Source organism: Novosphingobium olei, from assembly GCF_012927405.1.
In the GTDB taxonomy this organism is placed as follows: Bacteria; Pseudomonadota; Alphaproteobacteria; order Sphingomonadales; family Sphingomonadaceae; genus Novosphingobium; species Novosphingobium olei.
On sequence record NZ_JABBGM010000001.1, the window covers coordinates 737,079 to 759,842 of the forward strand.

The window sequence follows — 22,764 nt, forward strand, 5'->3', positions numbered from 1 at the left end:
GCCCATGACCGAAGCGACCCAGACACCCGCCGCCGAACCGCCGATGAAGGTGGCGATCATTCCCGTCACCCCGCTGCAGCAGAACTGCACGCTGGTGTGGTGCACCAAGACGATGCGCGGGGCCTTCATCGATGCCGGTGGCGATCTCGCCCGCCTGCGCATGGCGATCGAAAAGACCGGCGTCACTATCGAAAAGCTGCTCGTCACCCACGGCCACATCGATCACTGCGGATCGACCGGAATCTTTGCCCGCGAATTGGGCGTGCCGATCGAAGGACCGGAAGAGGCGGACCGCTACTGGATTGCGAAGCTCGGCGAAGATGGCGCCAAGTACGGCATCGATGGCGAAGCGTTCGAACCCGACCGCTGGCTGCATGATGGCGATACCGTCACGATCGGCGATCTGGTGCTCGATGTGATCCACTGCCCCGGCCACACGCCGGGCCACGTGGTGTTCCATCACGGCCCGTCGAATTTCGCCATCGTGGGCGACGTGATCTTCCAGGGCTCGATCGGGCGGACCGACTTCCCGCTCGGCAATCACCAGCAACTGATCGATTCGATCACGCAGAAGCTCTGGCCGCTCGGCAACGAAGTGCGCTTCGTGCCCGGGCATGGCCCCACCAGCACGTTCGGCCAGGAGCGCAAGATGAATGCCTTCGTCAGCGACTACATGCTGAGCTGAAGGTGGAAGGCTTGCGAGGGCACCCGGCCGGGCGCCCCCGCTTGCACCTTACATGTCCAGCGCGATGGTGATGGCCCAGACGGCGAGGCCGATCTGCGTCAGCATGGTGATCAGCGTACCGACCGTGCGGCCAAAGCCCAGCGGTCCGCCGTCCATCCCAACGCCGTGCGCCACGCGCCCCAGGGCGTAGACTGCGGCCACGCCCATCAGCCACGGGTTGCCGGCGCGCGCAGCCTCGATCACCCCGATCAGTACCAATACTATGGGCGTGTTCTCAATGAAGTTTGCCTGCGCGCGCATCCGCCGCACCAGGTCCTCGTCGCCGCCGTCGCCGACGGAGATCTTCTTGGCCGTGCGGATCATGCCGATGCGCACCGACAGCCAGATGTTGATGAAGGCCGCGGCAGCCGCCGAAGCCAGGGTAATGGGCAGGAACATGCCTTTCGTACTCCCCCTGTTGTTTTCGTCCCGGTGCCGACGCTAGCGCGGCCGTGCTTGCAAAGCATCCCAAAATCCGTATAGGCGCGCCTTCGCCCGCGATTGGCGAATCCCCGTTTCCCGTCTCGTGCCGCGTGTCGCGCAGGGGTTGTGCGACGGGAACGATTTCCCTATCGCGCCCGTGACACAACGATACTTTGATCAGGAACAGGTGCCGAGATGGCCGTCCCCAAGCGAAAGACTTCCCCCAGCCGTCGCGGCATGCGTCGCAGCCATGATGCGCTGAAGGTCGAAGCCTTCCACGAATGCTCGAACTGCGGTGAACTGAAGCGCCCGCACAACCTGTGCACGGCCTGCGGTCACTACAACGGTCGCGAAGTCCTCGCCGTCGGCGTCTAAGCTGACCGGTTTCCGGGGGGATCGCTAGAAAATGAGCCTGCCGCGTATCGCTGTCGATGCGATGGGCGGCGATGAAGGCGTGCGCGTGATGATCGAAGGCGCGGCGCTTGCCCGTCGCCGCCACGATCGTTTCAAGTTCCTGCTCGTCGGGGAAGAAACGCGCATCGCCCAGGCGCTCGAGAATCACCCCAATCTCAAGGCCGCGTCGGAAATTCTCCACGCGCCCGACGTCGTGTCGGGTGACGAGAAGCCGACGCAGGCCCTGCGCCGTGCCAAGACCACGTCGATGGGTCTTGCCATCGACGCGGTGAAGCGCGGCCAGGCCGGAGTCGCGGTCAGCGCCGGCAACACCGGCGCGCTGATGGCCATGGCCAAGCTTGCGCTGCGCACGATGCCCGGCATCGATCGCCCCGCGCTCGCCGCCCTGCTGCCCACGCTTGGCGAACACGATCTCGTCATGCTCGATCTCGGTGCCAATACCGAGTGCGACACGCGCAACCTGATCCAGTTCGCGATCATGGGTGCGGCCTATGCGCGGATCGTCCATGGACTCGATGCGCCCAGTGTGCGCCTGCTCAACATCGGCAGCGAAGAGACCAAGGGCACCGACAACCTGCGCGATGCCGCCTCGGCGCTCAAGGCCGCGGCCGAACAGCTCGCCTTTTCGTTCGACGGCTTCATCGAAGCGGACAAGATCTCGCGCGGCAACGTCGATGTCGTGGTCACCGATGGCTTTTCCGGCAACATCGCGCTGAAGGCGATGGAAGGCGCGGCTCGCTTCGTGGCCGACCTGCTGCGCCGCAGTTTTTCCTCGTCGCTGCGCTCGAAGTTCGGCTTCCTCATCTCGAAGCCTGCGACCGAGCTCCTCAAGCACCATCTCGATCCCAACAATCACAACGGCGCGGTCTTCCTCGGCCTGAACGGGCTCGTGGTCAAAAGCCACGGCGGTGCGTCCGCGCTGGGCGTTGCCCACGCCGTTGCCGTCGCCGCGCGCCTGCTTGAGGAAAACCTCACCGAACGGATCGCGGCCGACCTGACGCGCGTCGGGGCCGAAGCCTTCCGGTCCTCGGGCCGCAACACCAAGGCGCAGCCGCAAGCCGCCGGCGCCGAACAAGAGGTTTCCGGGGAAGGGGCATGAGCGTGCGTTCGGTTATCCTGGGCAGCGGTTCCGCGCTGCCGGCGCGTCTCGTGACCAACGCCGAAATGGCGCAGATGGTCGATACCACCGACGAATGGATCGTCGAGCGGACCGGCATTCGCCAGCGCTACATCGCGGGCGAGGGCGAAACCACCGCCTCGCTGGCCACCGAAGCGGCGCGCCGCGCACTCGAAGCTGCAGGCGTCGATGCCCGGTCGATCGACCTTATCGTGCTTGCCACGGCCACGCCCGACCAGACCTTTCCCGCCACCGCTACCATCGTGCAGGACCGGCTGGGCTGCAACGGCGGCATCGCCTTCGACGTGGCCGCGGTGTGCTCGGGCTTCCTCTACGCGCTCGCCACCGCCGATTCGCTGCTGCGCACCGGCATGGCTCGGCGCGCGCTGGTGATCGGCGCGGAGACCTTCAGCCGCATCCTCGACTGGGAAGACCGCACCACCTGCGTGCTGTTCGGCGATGGCGCGGGCGCACTGGTGCTCGAAGCGCAGGAGGTCGACGAGAACGACCCCAACGCACCGGGCATCATCGCCAGCCGGCTCCACGCCGATGGCGCGCACAACGAACTGCTGTTCGTCGATGGCGGGCCTTCGACCACGGGCACCGTCGGCAAGCTGCGCATGAAGGGCCGCGAAGTCTTCCGCCACGCGGTGACCAATCTCGCCAACGTGCTGTCCGAAGTGCTCGAAGCTTCCGGCCACGCCCCGTCCGATATCGACTGGGTCGTGCCGCATCAGGCCAATTTCCGCATTCTCGATGCCACCGCGCGCAAGCTGTCGCTGCCGATCGAGAAGGTCATCGTCACCGTCGACAGGCACGCCAACACAAGCGCGGCCTCGGTCCCGCTCGCGTTCGACACCGCCGTGCGCGATGGCCGCATCGGCAAGGGGGACCTGGTGATGTTCGAAGCGATGGGCGGCGGCTTCACCTGGGGCGCCAGCCTCGCCCGCTTCTGACCGGCGGAAGTTTCAATTGTCACCTTGTTCAACAAGGTTTCATTACGGTACGCATTTCCTTTTATCACAGGGCATTGGATTGCGCTGGCGAGAATTCGCGTTATGATCAGGGCCCGGATTGTTCTGTCATCTGGGGGGATGAGCTAGAATGCGTTCTGTAGGTACCTTGACCCGCGCCGATCTCGCGGAAAGCATCAATCGTCGCGTCGGTCTGTCGCGCGCGGACTCGCTCGAAATGGTCGAAGCGATCCTTGGCCACATGTGCGGTGCGCTGGGCGAGGGCGAGAATGTGAAGATCTCCGGCTTCGGCACCTTCCTCCTGCGCGACAAGGCAGAGCGCGTCGGCCGCAATCCCAAGACCGGGATCGAAGTGCCGATCACGCCACGCCGCGTGCTCACCTTCCGCGCCAGCCAGATGCTCAAGGATCGCATCTGCACCGGGTCCTGACCGGAAACTAGATGACCGCAAAGCCACCCGCAGCTTCCTCGGCTCCCGTATTCGACGATGGCAAGGCGCCCGATGCGCTGCGCACCATCGGCGAAGTGGCCAAGGCGCTCGGGCTCAAACAGCACGTCCTGCGCTATTGGGAAGAACAGTTCCCGATGCTGCGCCCGCTGACGCGGGCCGGTGGCCGGCGCTATTACCGGCCCGAGGACGTGGCGTTGGTGCAGCAGATCAACCAGTTGCTCCACGGCGAAGGCTACACGATCAAGGGCGCGCGCCAGACCCTGCTGTCGGCAGGCAAGCCGCCGGCCGCGCGGGTCGAACCCGCCGTGCAGCCGCACCCGGCCCCATCGCAAGCGGCCGCGCCGCAACCCGCGCTGCCGCTCGACGGCGGTGAGGACGAGGTGGTCGAGGCACTGCGCGTCCTTGCCGGGCACCTCTCCGCCATCCGCGAACGGCTCGCCCTCGCCATCGCCGACTAGGCGGCGTTGATCTCCGCCAGCCGCAGCGCGTGCCGGCGCACGTCTGACGGCCACGCCGCGATGCTGGCCGCGAACGCCGTCGTGTCGCCGGCAAACAGCGCGCGCGACGCCGTCTCGAAATCGGGCAGATCACCCGCCAGCGCGGAGATGAAGCGATAGGCCCGCTCGCGCGCCGCGCGCTCGTCGGTGCGTCCGGCATCGCGCTTGCGCGCCAGGTCCACCAGCCGCCGCAGGGCTTGCGAAGCGCCACCCGGCTGGCTGGCGAGCCAGTCCCAGTGCCGCGGCAGCAGCGTCACCTCGCGCGCCACCACGCCCAGCTTGGGCCGGCCCCGGCCGCGCGGCGCATCGCTGTCCCCATCCTCCACCGCTGCAGCATCGGTACTGGCGACAAGCCGCAGCAGCGCCGGATGCTCGCCCAGCCGTCGCACCACGTCGGCGGTCGATCCGCGCAGGTTGAGGTCGATCTGCCCGCCGGACAGGTCGTCGAAGATCAGCACCGGCGGGGCATCGACTGGCGTCACCAGATCGCGCAGCGCCAGCGCCACGTCGACCACGCTGCCTTGGGCGACGAGCGAGAATCCGGCAAAGGCCGAGCAGGGGATTGACAGCACATCGTTCATGTCGGCATAAATATACCCGGATTAAATAATGTCAATTAACCCATATGAAAATGGAGCCACGATGGAGCGTCCCGATCGCAAGGCGGCCGTTGCCACCTATCGCCAGCGCAAGGTGGAAGCCGGGATCTATGTCATCCGCTGCAGCGCGTCGGATGGCGTGTGGACCGGCGCTGCGCCGGACGTGACCACCATCCGCAACCGCGTCTGGTTCACGCTGCGCCAAGGCGCCAATCCGCACCGCACCCTGCAGGAGGCGTGGCGCCAGCATGGCGAAGACGCCTTCTCGCTGGAGATCGTCGAGAGCTTCGATTGCGACGACGAGACCCCTGCCAGCCGCAATCGCAAGCTGCGCGACGGCGTCAGCGCCTGGGCCGAACGGCTGGGGTCGGCCAAAGTATAAAGGCGCCGCCGCCCCGGAAAGGACAACAGTCCGTGACATCGCGTGCGATAGGGCGTAGGGCTGGCGATGTCGGTGCCGCCACGCAGGCTCAGCTCGAAAGAGCGGGCATTGCTCGCCACCAGGCATATTCTGGCAGATTGCTATCCCATCGCGCGGATCGGCAAGCGCCTTCCTTCGGAGACGACCCCGTTTTATGGCAGGTTACAAGGAACCCGGGCTCGAAGCCCGGCGCGCAGCAGCAGCCTCTGCGCGCGAAGCGGCTCTCGCAAAGCTCAAGGCACGGGCGCCGCTCGATCCCGTAGCGCAGGCCGAACGCATCGCTGCGGCCGAAGCGCGCGAGAAGGCGCAGGCCGAAAAGCGCGCCTTGCTCAAGGCGAAGAAGGCGCAGGAACTGGCCGACAAGGCCGAGCGCGCCGCCAAGGCGGAAAGCGCCGCCAAGGTGGCGCCTGCACTGACCGAAGCGGAGCGCAAGGCAGCCCGGGACGCCAAGTATGCGGCCCGCAAGGCGCGCAAGAAGTAACGCTTGCCCGATCCTGCCCCCGCCAGCGGCATGTCCGCGCTCAATGCCGGCGAACATCTCGTCGACACGGCCTTCGTGCCCGACGGGAGCAGGCTCCGCCTTGTCCAGAGCGGCACCGATTTCGCGATCCTGCTCGACGACAACGAGCTGATGAGCACGGACTTTTCGGCTTCGGAAGGCGTGCTGGCGAGCGCGGTCTGCGCAGAATTGGCTGACCGTGCGCCCGTCCACATGCTGATCGGCGGGTATGGCATGGGCTTCACGCTGCGCGCCGCGCTGCGTGCTCTCGGCCCCGATGCCGAAGTGACGGTCGCCGAAATCGTGCCCAAGATCGTAGAATGGGCGAAAGGTCCGATGGCGGCGATCACCTTCGGCTGCCTCGATGATCCGCGCGTGCAGCTGGTTCAGGAAGACGTCGCCCTGCTGATCGAATCCGCGCGGCAGGGCTATGATTGCATCCTGCTCGATGTCGACAACGGACCCGAAGGGCTGACCCGCCGCGCGAACGACTGGCTCTATTCCGCCGCAGGCCTCGCCGCCGCGCGCTCTGCGCTGAAGGATGGCGGCATACTCGGCATCTGGTCCGCCTCCCACGATGACCGGTTCGCCGGAACGCTCGCCCGCAGCGGCTTTTCGGTCACCGTGATCGAAGCCGATCGCGGCGCGGATTCGTGCCCCGCCAAGCCAGACGAACAGCACGTCATCATCATGGCGACCCGGCGCGACTGACCGGCTGGTGGCGGCGCCAGGCGCGCCAGCCATCGCTCAATCGGGCAATTCGGGCCCCAGCTCCGGGTCGAGATCGCGCGGGCGTTTCAGCTCGACCAGCCTGGCGCAGCCTTCCTCCAGGTCCGCCCAGCGGTCGATCGCAAGTTCCATCACCGCGTAGGTCGCGGTCGGGAATTTCTGGACCACCACGTCGCGCAACGGGCTGCTGCCATCGTCGGGCACCAGGTCGAAGATCAGGTCTTCCAAGCCGGGATTGTGGCCCACCATCAGCACGCTCTTCGGATCGCCCGCGATTTCGCGCAGCAGGTCCATCAGCACCGCGCTGCTGGCAAGGTAGATGCGCCGGTCCCATTCGACCGGGAAGCTGCGGCCCCAGGCCTTGCTCGATGTCTCGATGGTTTCGGCCACGCGCACTGCGGGCGATGCGATCATGCGGTCGAAGCGGCGCCCGGTCGAACGGATGTGCTGCCCCATCGCCAGCGCGCCGCGCTGGCCGCGCAGGTTCAGCGGGCGGTCGAAGTCGCGGGCGCGGGCATCGCTCCAGTCGGACTTGGCGTGGCGGAACAGGGCCAGGGTCTTCACGCGGTCCTTCCGTCGATGGCTGCGGGCGAAGCCGCGGGTTCGCTCCCTGAAACACCGGCTGCGATCAATTGTAAAGCCGCATCGAGCGTGACCCGGCGCACCGGCGTGCCCGGCGGGAAGGCGCTGAGCAGGCGCGAAGGGAACGCCGCCGACAGCACCACGAAATGCCCCCGGTCGGTGCCCGAACGGATCAGCCGCCCGAACGCCTGTGCCAGCCGCGCACGGATGATGCGATCATCGTGCCGCTGTCCGCCGCCGCTGTCCTTGGCTGCCAGCCGCCGCGCGCGGTGCAGGATCGATGGCTTGGGCCAGGGCACCTGTTCCATCACCACCAGCCGCAGCGAATCGCCCGGCACATCCACGCCATCGCGCAGAGCATCGGTGCCGAGCAGGCTGGCGCGCGGATCGTCGCGGAAGATGTCGACCAGCGTGCCGGTGTCGATCGGATCGACATGCTGGGCATAGAGCGGCAGCCCGGCGCGGGCGAGGCGGTCGGCGATGCGGCCATAGACCGCGCGCAGCCGCCGGATTGCGGTGAACAGGCCCAGCACGCCGCCGCCCGCCGATTCGATCAGCCGGCCATAGGCGCCGGCGAGCGCAGCAATGTCGCCCTTGGCAACGTCGGTCACGATCAGCACTTCGGCCTGGGCGGCATAGTCGAACGGGCTTTCCGCGCTGAACAGCTTGGGCGCCACCTCCAGATGCTGCGCGCCGCTGCGGGTCACCGCGCTGTCCCAGTCGTCGCCGCCGGTCTCGCCCCCGCTCGCTCCGCTGCGATCACACAGCGTCGCGCTGGTCAGCACCACGCCGTGCGCGGGGGCGAGCACCGTTTCGGCGAACGGCTTCATCGGATCGAGGTAGTGGCGGTGCAGGCCGATGTCCCATTCGCGCCCGTCCGAACGGTCGACCGCCAGCCAGTCGACGAAATCGCGGTCGGCGGGGCCACCCAGCCGTGCCAGCAGCGCGATCCACCCGCCGATCAGGTCGCTGCGCCAGCCGATCGCCCCGCGCGCGCCTTCGATCCGCGCGCGCGCCGGGCCGTCGAGCCAGTCGGGCCCGTCCTCGATTAGCGCCTCCAGCCGCAATCCCAGGCGGACCAGCGGCTGGCGCAACGCCTCCAGCGCCTCCTGCGCGTGGCCGGCAATCTCGACGAACGGTCCATCGAGCTGCGCCACTTCGGTTTCGAGGCCGTAGCCCGCCTCGCTACCGCCATTCTCGTCGCGCGCGTAGACGAGCGCGCGCACCGCGCCGAGCAGCTCCTCGACCGGGCCGAACGGCGCGCCTTCCACGATCCGGCCTAGCCACCCGTCAGAGGGCAGGGCCTGCGCCGCCTCGACCGCCTCGGTGATCGCCAGCGCGCCCTGTTCGTCATAGCTTGCCACATCGGCCAGCCGCGCCGAAAGTCCCCGCCGCCGCCCGCGCGACTTGCCTTCGGGGCCGATCACCCAGCGTCGCAGCTCGATCGTCTCGGCCCCGGTCAGCGCGGCGGAGAAGGTCGAATCCGCCGCTTCGAACACGTGATGGCCTTCGTCGAAAACCACCCGCGTCGGCCGGTTGGCCACATCGCGTCCGCGCGCCGCATTGACCATCACCAGCGCGTGGTTGGCGATCACCAGCTCCGCGCCGGCCGAAGCCCGTGCCGAGCGTTCGATGAAGCACTTGCGGTAATGCGGGCACCCGGCATAGACGCATTCGCCGCGCTGGTCGGTCAACGCCGTCACCCCACGCTTGCGGAACAGCGTGCCGAGCCAGCCCGGCAGATCGCCGCCGATCATGTCGCCGTCCTGGCTATAAGCCGCCCAGCGCGCCACCAGCTGCGCCAGGATCGCCGCGCGCCCCTGGAAGCCGCCCTGCAGCGCATCCTCCAGGTTGAGCAGGCAGAGGTAGTTCTCGCGTCCCTTGCGCACCACCACGGGCTGCTGGCCGCCCGCCGCACCTTCGCCATAGGCGCGCCGGCTTTCGCGCCGCAGCTGGCGTTGCAGCGCCTTGGTGTAGGTCGAAACCCACACCGTCCCGCCGCTCTTGGCCGACCATAGCGAGGCGGGCGCCAGATAGCCCAGCGTCTTGCCCGTGCCCGTGCCCGCCTGCGCCAGCACCACGTGCGGTTCGCGCTGCCCCCGCCTTGGCGCAAAGGCCGCACCCACCGCTTCGGCAAAGGCGAGCTGGCTGGCGCGCTCCTCCGCGCCTTCGCCGGTGAGCGCCGACAGGCGCAGGCCGATCTCCGCCGCGCCGAGCACGACTTGCGCGGGCTGCGGGCGTTCGGGCGCTTCCTCCCATTCCGGCAGCCGCGCGAACAGCCAGCGCTCGGCCTTTTCCGGCTTGCGCAGATGCGGCGTGACCAGCCCCGCCCAGGGCCAGCGCAGCCGCACCAGCGATTGCAGCGCGGTCCACGCGCCCTCGCGCTCGGGCCAGTCCTCGGCCTCGCAGGTCGCCAGCAGCGCACCGGCCGCGCGCTGCAGCAGTTCGGGCACGTCGGCATCGCCTGCCGGTGGTTCGAGCCCCAGCGCATGGGCCATGCCCTTGGGCGTCGGCACCACGAACCGCGCCGGATGGACGAAAGCGAACAGTTCGAGCAGGTCGAGGCCTGAAAGGTCGGGATAGCCCAGCCGGCTTGCCACCAGCGGCGCATTGAGCATCAGCAGCGGCGTGTCCGACACCGCCATGATCGCCTCGCCCTTGCCCACGCCGCGCGTGGTGGCGCCCAGCATGTCGCCCACAAGGTCTGGGCGCCGCAGCCAGCATCCCCCGTGGGAGGCGTGAATGGCGGGGATCTGCAGCGGTTTCATCATCGCTCCGGTTGGCAGCTCTCCAGTGAACGGAAACGGAACAGCGGGCAAGTCCCGCGCCGTCGAATATCCCCCCTTAACACCTCGCGCGCCCCGCCGTTCTTGGCTTCGGAACACGGAACGGAGCGTCACTCCGGCCCCATAGTGGAGAATGGGAAATGGCAGTCATCAACACCAATATCGCCGCGCTCAAGGCGGCCAATGCTTCGAACGCCGCTGGCAAGATGGCCGGCATCGCGATGGAACGCCTGTCGACCGGCAAGCGCATCAACGGCGCCAAGGACGATGCCGCGGGCCTTGCGATCACCACCACCATGACCTCGCAGATCAAGGGCATGAGCCAGGGCATCCGCAACGCCAACGACGGCATCTCGCTTGCCCAGACCGCAGACGGCGCGCTGAACGAAGTCACCAACATGCTCCAGCGCGTCCGCGAACTTGCCGTGCAGTCGGCCTCGGGCACCTACCAGGATACCGACCGCGGCTACATGGACGCCGAAGTTCAGGAACTGGCGACCCAGATCAACGACGTGCTCGCCAACACCAAGTTCAACGGCAACAACGTGTTCGGCACCGCCGACAGCACCTTCACCATCCAGGTGGGCGGTGAATCGACCGACACGGTCGACATCACCAGCAAGGGCATCGCCACCGTCACCTTCGACGTCTCGCTCGCCACGGCGGCCACGACCACGCTGGGCGATGTCGATACCTCGCTTGCCGAAGTCAGCGCGGCGCGCGCCTCGTTCGGCGCCGGCCAGAACCGGCTGGAATCGGTGATCAGCAACCTGACCGACAACGTCACCAACCTGTCGGATGCCCGCAGCCGCATTCTCGATACCGACTATTCGGCGGAAACCACCGCGATGGCCAAGTCGCAGATCCTCAGCCAGGCCTCGACCGCGATGATCGCGCAGGCGAACCAGGCCCAGCAGAACGTGCTTTCGCTTCTGAAGTAATACCCCCCTTCTTCCATTGCTTCGGAAAGCGTCTCCACGGGAAGGCGGTCGTGCTCGGGCGCGACCGCCTTTTCGGTATTCAGCCCGCGGGCGCGTCCGTCCGCGCGCTCAGGCCGCGTCGAGCGCTTGGCCCAGGTCGGCCAGGATATCGTCGATGTGCTCGATCCCGATCGACAGGCGCACATAGCCCGGGCTCACCCCGGTCGCCGCCTGTTCCTGTTCGGAAAGCTGTGAATGCGTGGTCGATGCGGGATGGATTGCCAGGCTGCGCGCATCGCCGATGTTGGCCACGTGGTAGAACAGCGCCAGCGCGTTGATGAACCGCTTGCCCGCTTCGGCCCCGCCCGCCAGCTCGAACCCGACCAGGCCGCCTGCTCCGCGCGTCAGGTACTTGTCCGCCAGCTCCTTCGCGCGGCCTTCGGACTGGGACGGATGGATCACCTTGGTCACCTTGGGGTGGGCGGCGAGGAAGCTTGCGACCTTCGCCGCGTTCTCGCTGTGACGCTCGATGCGCAGGGGCAGCGTCTCCAGTCCCTGGATCAGCTGGAAGGCGTTGAACGGCGAAAGCGCCGCGCCGATGTCGCGCAGCAGGATCACGCGGGCGCGGATGGCATAGGCGATGGGACCCAGCGGCTTGATGTCGCGCGCCCACACCGCCCCGTGATAGCTGGGGTCGGGCGTGTTCAGCAGCGGCTGGCGTTCGGGAATGGCATCCCATTCGAAATTGCCGCCATCGATGATCGCCCCGCCGATCGAGGTGCCGTGCCCGCCGATGTACTTGGTCGTGGAATAGACGACCACGGCCGCGCCATGGTCGAACGGACGGATCAGCAGCGGCGCCGCCGTGTTGTCGACGATCAGCGGAATGCCGTATTCGCGGCCGATCGCGGCCACTTCGGCAATCGGGAACACCTCCAGCTTGGGATTGGGCAGGCTTTCGGCGTAATAGGCGCGGGTGCGATCGTCGGTGGCGTGGGCAAAGCCTTCGGGATCGGCCGGATCGACGAAGCGCACTTCGATGCCCAGATCCTTCAGCGTGTTGGCGAACAGGTTCCACGTGCCGCCATACAGGTTGGTGGAGCTGACGATGTTGTCGCCGGCGCGGGCAAGGTTCAGCACGGCAAAGGTCGATGCCGCCTGGCCCGATGCCGTCGCCACCGCCGCCGCGCCGCCTTCCAGTGCGGCCAGCCGCTGTTCCAGCACGTCCGTGGTCGGGTTCATCAGCCGGGTGTAGATGTTGCCCAGCTCCGACAGCGAAAACAGGTTGGCGGCATGCTCGGTCGACTGGAACTGGTAGCTCGTCGTCTGGTGGATCGGCACTGCTACAGATCCCGTTGTCGGATCGGCGCGCCACCCGGCATGCAGCGCCAGCGTTTCGGCGCGGGCCTTGGAAAGATCGGTCATCGCAGGCATTCCTCTTCGTGAAGCGGTATCGGTATTTGTCTACCGATTTGGTTGATTATCGGGAAGGGGCTATTTTCCTACTGCGCGCGCCGGTGATATCTGACGCACATGTCAGCTTCGTTTCCCCTTGATTCCCGCGGACTTGTGGCCGCTGGATGGCGCATGAGCGGCAAAGTTGACACTTTCTCTTTTAGGTCTGTCAACTTTGTCAACTTGGGGGCTGGCAGGGTGTTGGCGCGGCACTCGCGCACCATGCCTTCGGACTTGCCTTCGCAGCCGCAAAAGGGGAAAGGGCGGGCACTATGACCAACGCCGTTTCCACCGCCGCCCAGACTTCGAAGGCATGGCCGTTCGAAGAAGCCCGCAAGCTCGTCAAGCGCTTCCCGGGCGGCAAGAAAGACGCCGAAGGCAATCTCGTGCCCGTGTTGTTCGAAACCGGCTATGGCCCGTCGGGCCTGCCGCACATCGGCACTTTCCAGGAAGTGTTGCGCACCACGCTGGTGCGCCGCGCCTACGAAGCGCTGACCGCCGATGAAACCGGGCAGGGCCATCCCACCCGGCTCGTCGCCTTCTCCGACGACATGGACGGCTTGCGCAAGGTGCCCGACAACGTGCCCAACAAGGACGTGCTCTCGGCCAATCTGGGCAAGCCATTGAGCCGCATCCCCGATCCGTTCGGCACGCACGAAAGCTTCGCGCACCACAACAACGCGATGCTGCGCGACTTCCTCGACCGCTTCGGCTTCGATTACGAATTCGTCTCGGCGTCGGACCGCTACAATTCGGGCGCATTCGACGATGCGCTGCGCAATGTCCTGCGCCATTTCGATGACATCATGGGCATCATGCTGCCCACCCTGCGCGAAGAACGGCGCAGGACCTATTCGCCCGTCCTGCCGGTTTCGCCCAGCACCGGCGAAGTGCTGCAGGTGCCGATCGAGGTGATCGACGCCGAAGCCGGCCTCGTCCGCTTCACTGATGCGGACGGCACCATCGTCGAACAGTCGATCCTTGGCGGCAATTCCAAGCTGCAGTGGAAGGTCGACTGGGCCATGCGCTGGGTGGCGCTGGGCGTCGATTACGAAATGTGCGGCAAGGATCTGACCGACAGCGTGCGCGAAAGCGGCAAGATTGCCCGCGCATTGGGTGGTCGTCCGCCCGAAGGCCTGATCTACGAGCTGTTCCTCGACGAAAACGGCGAGAAGATCTCGAAGTCCAAGGGTAATGGCCTGACCATCGAACAGTGGCTGACCTATGGCAGCGAGGAAAGCCTCGGCTTCTACCTGTTCCGCGAACCCAAGAGCGCCAAGAGCCTGCACCCCGGCGTGATCGCCCGCGCGGTGGACGAATACTGGCAGTTCCGCGAAAAGATTCCCGCCCAGCCGGTCGAACAGCAGCTGGGCAACCCGGTCTGGCACCTGCTGCGCGCCAATGGCGAAGCTGGTGGGGAAGGGGAAGCGCTGCCCGTTACCTACGGCCTGCTGCTCAACCTCGTCGGCGTGCTCGGCGCCAATGCGACGCGCGAACAGGTCTGGTCCTATCTCGCCAACTATGTCGAAAACGCCGATCCCGCCGCGCATCCCGCGCTCGACGGGCTCGTCACCAACGCGCTCGCCTACAACCGCGATTTCGTCGCCCCCACGCTCCAGCGCCGCAAGCCCGAAGAGAACGAGGCCCGCGCGCTCGCGGCGCTGGACGAGGAACTCGCGGCAACGAGCGACGATGCGACGGCCGAGCTCATCCAGAACATCGTCTACGAAATCGGCAAGGACCCGCACTACGGCTTCGAATCCCTGCGCGATTGGTTCAAGGCGCTTTACGAAACGCTGCTCGGCTCCTCGGCGGGGCCGCGCATGGGCAGCTTCATCGCGCTCTACGGCATCGCCAATACCCGCGCCCTGATCGCTGAGGCGCTCGAAGGGTGAAGCGCCGCCTTGCCGCCACCTTCATCGCCGCCACGCTTGCGCTGACCGGCGCAGGCGCTGGGGCCAGCGCGGCCTTTGCCAAGACCATCCTGTTCGTCGGCAACTCGTTCACCTTCGGCCACGGCTCGCCGGTGCGCCGCTATCACCCCGAACGCGTGACCGATCTCAACGGCGAAGGCGTCGGCGGCGTGCCCGCGCTGTTCAAGACCTTTGCCGAACAGGCGGGGCAGGAATGGCACGTCAGCCTTGAAACCGCGGGCGGGCAGGACCTCGCCTTCCACCTCGAAAAGCGCGCAACCCGCATCGACCGGCCGTGGGACGTGGTCGTGCTGCAGGGATTTTCGACGCTCAACGCCGCGCTTCCCGGCGATCCCGCGCGCCACGTTTCGGCGGCGCAGGCGCTCGCCAAGATGATGCAGCAGCGCAATCCGGCAGTCACCGTGCGGCTGGTCTCGACCTGGCCGCGCGCCGATCTCGCGTGGCGGCCGGGCAGTCCGTGGTCGGGCAAGCCCATCGCCGCGCTCGCCGAAACCGTCGCCTCGGCCAACCGCCTCGCCGCCGAAGGTCCGGTCCGGTTCGGTCCCTCGATCCCGGTCGGCGCCGCCTGGCTGCGTGCCTTCGAAACCGGTGTTGCCGATCCCAACCCCTATGACGGCATCGCCTATGGCCAGATCGACCTGTGGACCTGGGACCACTATCACGCCAGCACCGAAGGCTATTACCTTGAAGCGCTGGTGGAATTCGGCGCGATCACTGGAATCGATCCGCGCACGCTGGGCCCGCGCGAGCGCGCTGCCGACGATCTCGGCCTGAACCCCGCCACGGTCGTGCGGCTGCAGCAGATCGCGGCCGAAACGCTCGGTCATCCGGCCACCGTCGCGGTTCCTTTGCGGAAACGTTAGGAAACAATCGTTCCATTGCCCGTTGGGGCAATCATGCAGACCGCGTCGCCTTCCGCCGAGAGCCTTGCCGAGGAACTCCTCGGTCGCAAGTTCGAGGACCTGGGCGCCGAAGAACAGCGCGTCCTCGAACGCGTCGCCTCGGGAGAGATCGAGGACTGCGACGCCGACGAAGTCGCCGCCGTCCACATGACCTTCGGCCAGCGCCTCGCCGACCGCGTCGCCGCCGTCGGCGGATCGTGGGGCTTCATCATCCTGTTCTCGCTGGTGCTGTTCGCGTGGATGTTCGTCAACAGCCCGCTGGCCCACGGCCTCGTGCCCGAATGGGATGAATACCCTTACGTCTTCCTCAACCTGATGCTCTCCACCTTGGCCGCGCTGCAGGCACCGGTGATCATGATGAGCCAGAACCGCCAGTCGCAGAAAGACCGCCTGACCGCCCACCACGATTACGAGGTGAACTTGCGCACCCAGCTCGAAATCGTGCGGCTGCACCGCAAGATGGACAAGCTGTTCAACAAGCTGGGCCAGCTGGAAGGCAAAGTCGGCGAAACGACCGAGGCCGTCCGCGAACAGGTTGCCGCCTGACGCTCGATCAGTCTGACGGCGCAGCCTTTTCCTGCGCGATCCAGCGGTCGATCTTGGCCTCGAGCACCGGCAGCGGCAGCGCCCCGCTCATCAGCACCTGGTCGTGGAAGCGGCGGATGTCGAAGCGTTGGCCAAGTTCGCCTTCCGCCTTGCGCCGCAGCCGCTGGATGGTCAGCGCGCCGATCTTGTAGGCCAGCGCCTGCCCCGGATTGGCGACGTAGCGTTCGACTTCGGCGGTGGCGTCTGACCGGCCCATGCCCGAATTGGCGAGCATGTAGTCGATCGCCTGCTCGCGGCTCCACCCCTGCGTGTGCAGCCCGGTATCGACCACCAGCCGCATCGCGCGCAGCATCTCGTCGTCGAGCGTGCCCCAGTGCTGCATCGGGTCCTTGTAGAACCCCATCTCGTAGCCCAGCGTCTCGGCATAGAGCGCCCAGCCTTCGACATAGGCGGTATTCCCGCCGAACCGCTGGAAGTCGGGAAGGGCGGTGTTTTCCTGCGCCAGGCTGATTTGGAAGTGGTGCCCCGGTGCCCCTTCGTGAAGGTAGAGCGTGGTGATGCCCGACAGGAACCGGCTCTTGAGATCGTAGGTGTTGAAATAGAACACCCCCGGGCGGCTGCCATCGGCCGCCCCCTGGCTGTAGCTGCCGCCGGCTTCGTACTGCGCGCGGTAGGCGGGGTAGGCCTGGATCAGCAGCGGCGTGCGCGGCAGGTGGACGAAGTAGCGCGGGGCAAGCGCATCGACCTTGCGCCCCACGGCTTCAAACCCGCGCGCCAGTTCTTCGGCGCTGCGCGGATGGAAGCGCGGATCGACGCGGATGCTGTCGAAGAAATCGCGCAATGGTCCTGCAAAGCCGAGCTCGCGCTTCACCTGCTCCATCTCGGTCTGGATGCGCGCCACTTCGCCAAGGCCGAGCTGGTGCACGGTGGCCGGATCGAGATCGAGCGTGGTGTGCAGGCGGACCAGCAGGCGGTAGAGCCTGTCGCCCCCCGGCATGGCGGAAAGCCCGACGTCCTCGCGCGCCTTGGCAAGATATTCGTCGGCGAGGAAGCTGCGCAGCGAACGGTAAGCGGGATAGACCGAGTTGGTCGTCACATCGAGGAATTCGCGCGCGAGCCGCCGGCGCTCGCGCGTGCTGATGCTGCGCGGGAACTGCCTGATTGGCGAGGTAAAAGTGGATTGCGCGGGCGGCGTTGCCAGGATGCTGTCGATCTGTGCGATCATGTTGCGCACGGTAAGCCGCGGTTCGGTGACGCCGCTTGCCTCGCCTTCGCGGAAGCGGGCGATCGCGGTGTCGAATACGGCGGGTAGCGCGCGGTCGAGCGCGAGGCGCGCTTCGAAATCCGCCACGGTTTCGAGCGGCATGGCGCTTTCGCCCGCGACCAGCCCGGGAAATTCGACGTGGAAGCCGCCGAAGTGATTGAAGGGCCGCGGCGCGGTCAGCGCGACGATCTGGGGCGAGAGCCCAATCTTTTCTTCAAGCTTGCTGTCGCGGAACACGTCGAACGAGATCCGGTGCGCTTCGTCGAGCGCCTTGCGATCGATCCGGCCGAGACGTTCGAGCGCCGAAGCGTTGGACGCGCGCTGCTGGTCGATGAGCGCTGGCGTGAACAGGAGGCGGAAGCGGTCCGCCGAAACGCGTTCACCGCGCTCCAGCCCGGCCAGCGGATCGAGCGCCTGTTCGTTGCGCGCATCATCGGCAAACAGCCGGTCGAGCGCGGCTCCTTCGTCGACGGGCGCATCGACCACCGCGCGCGGCGTCTGCGGGGCGGCGGCTTGCGATGGCACGGTGGCGCACCCCGCAAGCGCGAGCAGCGGCAGGCTGGCGATGACGAGCCGTCGCCGGCGCGGGGCCGCAGCCCGTGCGATCACCACCACGGGCGGGCCCGATACCACTTGGTCAGGACGTATTTGGTACCCTTGAGCACGGGGGTGCCGGCGTGCAGCGTGAGGGGATTGGGCGTGCCATCGGGCTTCATGTTGTTCCACACGATCAGCGCGCCCGGCTGCGGCGGGATCGACAGCGACAGGCGGGGAAAGTCGGTCGATCCACCTTCCTCGACGGCGTTGAGATAGGCCATTGCCGTCCAGCTGCGCTGGCCGCCATGCTGCTGTTCCGATTCCCAGAAGGCCTGTTCGGGCGAAAAGTAGTCGAAATGAGCGCGGAACTCCTGACCGACGCTGTAGCGTTGGCCCTGAATGGTTTCGCCGTATGACGGTTCCAGACCGATGAGATCGTCGATCCGCCGCTGGAGCATGAGGATGAACGGATCGTTCGGATCGACATCGCCCGAATAGCTGGTGCGACCGGCGAATTCGTCGTTGCCGTAAGTTGCAGAAGGCTGCGCCACATCATCGACGATGCCCATCAGGCGCGTGCATTCGGCAGCGCTGAAAAACTCGGAAAGTCCAAATATTTCCAATCCGTTAACCGGGAGCCGATGCGCCGCAGGATCGGCTTCGAGGCGCGCGCGCACGCGTTCGCCGATGCGCTTGAGAACGGGCGTGTCGGGATCGCGATCGGGCGCGCGGCGGGGTGCTGACATGGTGGTTCCCGCACCATGGCGCAGGCACGTTGCGGGAGCAAGCCTTCGCCCCAATTCAATCGTTGTTGCAAATGCGACTTGCTCGCGAACAGGTAACAACACGTCGCGAGAGAATCCGGTTCCCGGAGCTTTTAGTCCGATCCGGATAGGAATGATTGAAACTTCATTCGAATAATATGATTACGCTCTCGTTAATCGAAGCGCATGTATTCCACTTGGGAGAGTGTTCCTTCGGTAATTACGTAACGGTCGGGTCGCACAAGAAAAAAGGTTTCGGTCTAAGCCGGAAAGGTCATTGCGAAGCGACGGAAGTCCAACATCGCGCAATTTATGCGCCCGCTGGGAAGGTCGGATTTTTTGGACGCCAAAGTCGAAATCGATGCCGAAAGCTATCGACTGGCCAAGGCACTCTACGAGCTTCGCCGCCGTCGTGATGCAGCCAATCCGATTAAGGGCCTGTTCGGTGAACCCGGCTGGGACATACTGCTCGATTTGTATCTTGCCCGCCATCGCAACGAGGAACTGCAGGTTTCCAGCGTCTGCATCGAGGCGGGGGTTCCTTCCACCACCATCCTGCGCTGGATCGCGCGGCTGGAACGCGAAGGCCTGGTCTATCGCGCGACCGATCGTGGCGACGCGCGGCGACGCTACGTCAGGCTTACCCACGAAGGATTCGAATTGATGCAGCGTGTGCTCAAGAGCGTCGGTTCGCTGCGCTGATCGTTCCGCAGCACGAGCGGCGGGCAGATTTGCGGTGCCGGTTCATCAATCGCGGCTGAGATGCAAAAAGGCCCCGCCGAGCGTTCGGCGGGGCCTTTCCTTTGCCTGGTCTGGCAATATTACCAGAAGAAGTCGTAGATCACGTCAACAACACGACCAGTATAGGTGTCTACGAGCAGAACGTCGTCATAGTAGCGCACCCAGCGATACGGGCCATAGGCCGGCGGCAGGCGATAAGCCCACGGATCGCTGATCCAGTAGCGGTCCGAGTAGAACGGCGATCCCAGCGTGATGCCGATGCTCAGACGGCTGTAGCTGTAGCCGCGATAGGGCGCGTAATAGGAACCGCCGCGGAAGACGTTGCGGTTCTGGTTGCGCCAGGCCGACCAGTTGTAGCGGTTGTCACGACGCCAATCGTTGTTCCAGCGACGGTAATCGCCCCCGCTCCAGCGCTGATCGCGATCGCGGTCCCGACCCCAGCGGTTGTCGTTGTCCCAACGACGGTCCGCATCACGGCGCCAGCTTTCGTTGTTCCGCCAGCGGTCGCCATCGCGGCGATCGTTGTCGCGCCGCCAGTCGCCATCGCGACGGTCGTTGTCGCGGCGATCATTGTCGCGGCGCCAATCGGCGTTGCGGTTGTCGACATAGCCCGGGCGATTGCCGCCATTGTTCCAGTTTTCACGCGGGGTGCCCTGGCGCGAACCATCGCCGTTCCAGCGCTGACCGTCCCAGCCACGCTGGGGCAGGTTGCCCTGCGCCTGCTGCTGCGGGCGATCGCCCCCCGGCTGGCCGCGCCATGCGGGCTGGGGCCGGTTGGGTTCGCCGCCCGAGAAGTTGCGCGGCTGCGGTTGCGGCTGCGGCTGCGGCTGCGGACGGAACTGGGGTTGCTGCTGCTGCTGGGGCGCAGCGCGCTCCGGCCCGCGGCCCTGCATTTCGGCACGCTCGCGACGGTCGCCGCGCTCGCGCTCCTGGGCCTGCGCCGGCAGTGCCGAGGCGAGGGTGGCAACGGCGATGGAGACGCCGATACCGGTCTTGAGGAAGGACTTGGCACGCATGGCCATCTCTCCGGTTCTTTCGCGGCGCCGCGATCCATTCGCGGCGTTGTGTACGGTGGTACTACGCTTGAGGCGCTGTCACGGTCCTGAACCTCGTTGATGCTTCCCGTTCAGGTTTCTCTATGTCAAAGTGAATAGATCCATGCTGGTGACCGAAGAAATCCTGGGCGACGTAAAGCGGAGGCTGCAGGCCGCCGTCGCCACGCGTCGCCATGCGATGCACGCGCCGGTGGTGGTAGATCCAACAGGAGATGCGCGGATCATGGTGCTGCGCGGGGTGGACGACGGATTGGCCACCTTGCGTTTCCACACCGATGCGCGTTCGCCCAAGGCGGCGCTTTTCGCGCGCGGCGCAGCGGCGACGGTCCTTGCCTATGATCCCGACGAGCGGGTGCAGTTGCGGATGAAGGGCGTGGCGCGGATCGAAAGGGCGGGGCCGATGGCCGATGCCGCCTGGGCCGCGACTTCGACGATGGGGCGGCGCTGCTACCTTGCAGAGCACGCGCCGGGCGTGCCGGTGGCGGCGCCGGGTGCCACGTTGCCGCAGGCGCTGGGGCAGCGCAGGCCGACGCTGGAGGAGAGCGAGGCGGGGCGGACCAACTTCGCCGTGCTGCTGGTGAGCGTGCTGGAGATTGACTGGCTGCAGCTCGATTCGCGCGGTGGCACCCGCGCGGTGCTGCGGCGGGCGGGGCTCGACGCGCCATGGCAGGGTGGCTGGGTATCCCCCTGATGCGAAGAACCCCGCCGGAGGGTGTCCGACGGGGTTCTTCAGACAGGCTTGAGCGCGTCGCTCAGCGAGTCAGCTTCTTATAGGCCAGCGCGGTCGGGCGGTCGGCGGCATCGCCCAGGCGGCGGCGCTTGTCTTCCTCGTATGCTTCGAAGTTGCCTTCGAACCATTCGACGTGGCTGTTGCCTTCGAACGCGAGGATGTGGGTGGCGAGACGATCGAGGAAGAAGCGGTCGTGGCTGATGACCACGGCGCAACCGGCGAAGTTCTCGATCGCGTCTTCGAGCGCGGAGAGCGTTTCGACGTCGAGGTCGTTGGTCGGTTCGTCGAGCAGGAGCACGTTGCCGCCCTGCTTGAGCATCTTGGCCATGTGGACGCGGTTGCGTTCACCGCCCGAAAGCTTGCCGACGTTCTTCTGCTGGTCGGCGCCCTTGAAGTTGAACGCGCCGACATAGGCGCGCGTGCTCATGTCCTGCTTGTTGACGACCATGTAGTCGAGCCCGTCGGAGATTTCCTCCCACACGTTCTTCTTGGGATCGAGGTGGTCGCGGCTCTGGTCGACATAGCCGAGGTGAACGGTCGAGCCGATCTCCACCGTGCCGCTGTCGGGCGTTTCCTTGCCGGTGAGGATCTTGAACAGCGTGGACTTGCCCGCGCCGTTCGGCCCGATCACGCCGACGATGCCGCCGGGCGGAAGGGTGAACGAGAGGTTCTCGAACAGCAGCTTGTCGCCATAGGCCTTGGTGATGTTCTTCACCTCGATGACCTTGCCGCCGAGGCGTTCGGGCACCTGGATGACGATCTGCGCCTTGGTGACGGGGCGGTTGTCCTGCGCGTTCTGCAGTTCCTCGAACTTGCGCACGCGGGCCTTGCTCTTGGTCTGGCGCGCCGCCGGGGTCTGGCGGATCCATTCGAGTTCGCGCTGCAGCGCCTTTTGCTTGCCGCTTTCCTCGCGGCTTTCCTGTTCCAGACGCTTGGCCTTCTTCTCGAGATAGGTCGAGTAGTTGCCTTCGTAGGGGTAGTACGAGCCGCGATCGAGTTCGAGGATCCAGCCGACCACGTTGTCGAGGAAGTAGCGGTCGTGGGTGATCATCAGCACCGCGCCCGCGTATTCCTTGAGGTGGTTTTCCAGCCACTGCACGCTTTCGGCGTCGAGGTGGTTGGTCGGTTCGTCCAGCAGCAGGATCGAAGGCTTCTGGATCAGCAGGCGGGTCAGCGCGATGCGGCGCTTTTCACCGCCGGACAGGCTTTCCACGCTCCAGTCGCCCGGCGGGCAGCGCAGCGCTTCCATCGCGATTTCGAGCTGGTTGTCGAGCGTCCAGCCATCGACCGCGTCGATCTTGTCCTGCAGTTCGGCCATCTCGGCGCCCAGCGCGTCGAAGTCGGCGTCTTCCTCGGCCATTTCCATGCCGATCGCGTTGAAGCGTTCGACCATGTCGGCCACTTCGCGCGCGCCGTCCTTGACGTTTTCGAGCACGGTCTTGGTCGGATCGAGCTGGGGCTCCTGCTCCAGATAGCCGACGGTGATGTTCTCGCCCGGCCAGGCTTCGCCGGTGAAGTCCTTGTCGACCCCGGCCATGATCTTGATCAGCGTGGACTTGCCCGCGCCGTTGGGGCCCACGATGCCGATCTTGGCACCCTGGTAGAACTGGAGGTTGATGTCCTTGAGCACCGGCTTCTGCGCGCCGGGGAAGGTCTTCGTCATGCTCTTCATGACGTAGGCGTATTGCGCGGCCATGTTT

24 protein-coding genes are annotated in these 22,764 nt (G+C 66.2%); 15 read left to right on the top strand and 9 right to left on the bottom strand.

The features are described from left to right. Positions 1-4: 4 nt before the first annotated feature. A complete protein-coding gene (locus tag HHL27_RS03515; protein WP_240959286.1) occupies positions 5-685 on the top strand; it encodes an MBL fold metallo-hydrolase in 681 nt (226 codons plus the stop codon). A gap of 48 nt (positions 686-733) precedes the next feature. Here the strand turns inward: HHL27_RS03515 and HHL27_RS03520 are convergent, their stop codons facing one another. Continuing rightward, the gene (locus tag HHL27_RS03520; RefSeq protein ID WP_169491952.1) at positions 734-1,123 is read right to left on the bottom strand and encodes an MAPEG family protein; all 390 of its coding nucleotides are present in this window, start codon (positions 1,121-1,123) and stop codon (positions 734-736) included. Between the two features lie 219 nt (positions 1,124-1,342). On the opposite strand from HHL27_RS03520, the gene rpmF reads away from it, so the two are divergent. The 5 genes from rpmF (at position 1,343) to HHL27_RS03545 (ending at position 4,561) form a co-directional block, all read left to right on the top strand. Beyond that, positions 1,343-1,522, top strand: coding sequence for a 50S ribosomal protein L32 (rpmF, locus tag HHL27_RS03525; RefSeq protein WP_169491953.1), 180 nt, complete (start codon positions 1,343-1,345; stop codon positions 1,520-1,522). A 31-nt stretch (positions 1,523-1,553) separates the two neighbouring features. Then, the gene (gene plsX / locus HHL27_RS03530) at positions 1,554-2,660 is read left to right on the top strand and encodes a phosphate acyltransferase PlsX (protein WP_169491954.1); all 1,107 of its coding nucleotides are present in this window, start codon (positions 1,554-1,556) and stop codon (positions 2,658-2,660) included. After that, complete coding sequence (locus tag HHL27_RS03535) at positions 2,657-3,634, top strand: beta-ketoacyl-ACP synthase III (RefSeq protein WP_169491955.1); 978 nt, start codon at positions 2,657-2,659, stop codon at positions 3,632-3,634. The genes plsX and HHL27_RS03535 overlap by 4 nt, the downstream gene beginning before the upstream one ends. A gap of 148 nt (positions 3,635-3,782) precedes the next feature. Continuing rightward, complete coding sequence (locus HHL27_RS03540; RefSeq protein WP_169491956.1) at positions 3,783-4,082, top strand: integration host factor subunit alpha; 300 nt, start codon at positions 3,783-3,785, stop codon at positions 4,080-4,082. 11 nt (positions 4,083-4,093) lie between these two features. Then, positions 4,094-4,561, top strand: coding sequence for a MerR family transcriptional regulator (locus HHL27_RS03545; protein WP_169491957.1), 468 nt, complete (start codon positions 4,094-4,096; stop codon positions 4,559-4,561). Here the strand turns inward: HHL27_RS03545 and HHL27_RS03550 are convergent. Then, a complete protein-coding gene (locus HHL27_RS03550; protein WP_169491958.1) occupies positions 4,558-5,181 on the bottom strand; it encodes a DUF2239 family protein in 624 nt (207 codons plus the stop codon). The genes HHL27_RS03545 and HHL27_RS03550 overlap by 4 nt on opposite strands. Before the next feature lie 61 nt (positions 5,182-5,242). Here HHL27_RS03550 and HHL27_RS03555 point away from each other — a divergent pair, with 61 nt between their 5' ends. From HHL27_RS03555 to HHL27_RS03565, 3 genes are all read left to right on the top strand, one after another. Continuing rightward, positions 5,243-5,581: a GIY-YIG nuclease family protein gene (locus tag HHL27_RS03555; RefSeq protein WP_169491959.1), complete on the top strand. Its 339-nt coding sequence runs from the start codon at positions 5,243-5,245 to the stop codon at positions 5,579-5,581. 193 nt (positions 5,582-5,774) lie between these two features. After that, positions 5,775-6,101, top strand: a complete 327-nt coding sequence (locus HHL27_RS03560; RefSeq protein ID WP_169491960.1) for a DUF6481 family protein — start codon at positions 5,775-5,777, stop codon at positions 6,099-6,101. Positions 6,102-6,131: 30 nt separating this feature from the next. After that, positions 6,132-6,830 carry a spermine/spermidine synthase domain-containing protein gene (locus HHL27_RS03565; protein ID WP_169492116.1) on the top strand — a complete coding sequence of 233 codons (699 nt, stop codon included), beginning with the start codon at positions 6,132-6,134 and terminating at the stop codon, positions 6,828-6,830. Between the two features lie 36 nt (positions 6,831-6,866). Here HHL27_RS03565 and HHL27_RS03570 read toward each other — a convergent pair whose 3' ends face one another. Both HHL27_RS03570 and HHL27_RS03575 read right to left on the bottom strand, forming a co-directional pair. Beyond that, positions 6,867-7,412 carry a histidine phosphatase family protein gene (locus HHL27_RS03570; protein WP_169491961.1) on the bottom strand — a complete coding sequence of 182 codons (546 nt, stop codon included), beginning with the start codon at positions 7,410-7,412 and terminating at the stop codon, positions 6,867-6,869. After that, a complete protein-coding gene (locus HHL27_RS03575; protein ID WP_169491962.1) occupies positions 7,409-10,198 on the bottom strand; it encodes an ATP-dependent DNA helicase in 2,790 nt (929 codons plus the stop codon). The genes HHL27_RS03570 and HHL27_RS03575 overlap by 4 nt, the downstream gene beginning before the upstream one ends. Positions 10,199-10,356: 158 nt before the next feature. Between HHL27_RS03575 and HHL27_RS03580 the strand changes: the two genes are divergently transcribed. Then, complete coding sequence (locus HHL27_RS03580) at positions 10,357-11,157, top strand: flagellin N-terminal helical domain-containing protein (RefSeq protein ID WP_169491963.1); 801 nt, start codon at positions 10,357-10,359, stop codon at positions 11,155-11,157. A gap of 108 nt (positions 11,158-11,265) precedes the next feature. Here HHL27_RS03580 and HHL27_RS03585 read toward each other — a convergent pair whose 3' ends face one another. Further along, entirely contained in the window at positions 11,266-12,561 is a 1,296-nt protein-coding gene (locus HHL27_RS03585; protein ID WP_169491964.1) for an O-acetylhomoserine aminocarboxypropyltransferase/cysteine synthase family protein, read from the bottom strand. A 302-nt stretch (positions 12,562-12,863) separates the two neighbouring features. Here HHL27_RS03585 and HHL27_RS03590 point away from each other — a divergent pair, with 302 nt between their 5' ends. From HHL27_RS03590 to HHL27_RS03600, 3 genes are read left to right on the top strand one after another with little or no spacing between them, the layout of a single operon-like run. Beyond that, entirely contained in the window at positions 12,864-14,486 is a 1,623-nt protein-coding gene (locus HHL27_RS03590) for a lysine--tRNA ligase (RefSeq protein WP_169491965.1), read from the top strand. Then, positions 14,483-15,388: an SGNH/GDSL hydrolase family protein gene (locus HHL27_RS03595; RefSeq protein ID WP_338114811.1), complete on the top strand. Its 906-nt coding sequence runs from the start codon at positions 14,483-14,485 to the stop codon at positions 15,386-15,388. Before HHL27_RS03590 ends, HHL27_RS03595 begins: the two co-directional genes overlap by 4 nt. Positions 15,389-15,421: 33 nt before the next feature. Further along, on the top strand, positions 15,422-15,973 hold the full coding sequence (locus tag HHL27_RS03600; protein WP_169491966.1) for a DUF1003 domain-containing protein: 552 nt from the start codon (positions 15,422-15,424) through the stop codon (positions 15,971-15,973). Between the two features lie 7 nt (positions 15,974-15,980). Here the strand turns inward: HHL27_RS03600 and HHL27_RS03605 are convergent, their stop codons facing one another. Then, a complete protein-coding gene (locus tag HHL27_RS03605) occupies positions 15,981-17,852 on the bottom strand; it encodes a DUF885 domain-containing protein (RefSeq protein WP_338114812.1) in 1,872 nt (623 codons plus the stop codon). Further along, entirely contained in the window at positions 17,843-18,520 is a 678-nt protein-coding gene (locus HHL27_RS22175; protein ID WP_206069331.1) for a prolyl hydroxylase family protein, read from the bottom strand. The genes HHL27_RS03605 and HHL27_RS22175 overlap by 10 nt, the downstream gene beginning before the upstream one ends. A 357-nt stretch (positions 18,521-18,877) precedes the next feature. Here HHL27_RS22175 and HHL27_RS03610 point away from each other — a divergent pair, with 357 nt between their 5' ends. Further along, positions 18,878-19,240, top strand: a complete 363-nt coding sequence (locus tag HHL27_RS03610; protein WP_169491967.1) for a winged helix DNA-binding protein — start codon at positions 18,878-18,880, stop codon at positions 19,238-19,240. Positions 19,241-19,359: 119 nt separating this feature from the next. On the opposite strand, the gene HHL27_RS03615 is transcribed toward HHL27_RS03610, so the two are convergent. After that, positions 19,360-20,295: an RcnB family protein gene (locus HHL27_RS03615; protein WP_169491968.1), complete on the bottom strand. Its 936-nt coding sequence runs from the start codon at positions 20,293-20,295 to the stop codon at positions 19,360-19,362. A 142-nt stretch (positions 20,296-20,437) separates the two neighbouring features. On the opposite strand from HHL27_RS03615, the gene HHL27_RS03620 reads away from it, so the two are divergent. After that, positions 20,438-21,025: a PNPOx family protein gene (locus HHL27_RS03620; RefSeq protein WP_169491969.1), complete on the top strand. Its 588-nt coding sequence runs from the start codon at positions 20,438-20,440 to the stop codon at positions 21,023-21,025. Positions 21,026-21,086: 61 nt separating this feature from the next. Here HHL27_RS03620 and ettA read toward each other — a convergent pair whose 3' ends face one another. Beyond that, positions 21,087-22,760, bottom strand: a complete 1,674-nt coding sequence (gene ettA / locus HHL27_RS03625) for an energy-dependent translational throttle protein EttA (RefSeq protein WP_169491970.1) — start codon at positions 22,758-22,760, stop codon at positions 21,087-21,089. Positions 22,761-22,764 lie beyond the last annotated feature (4 nt).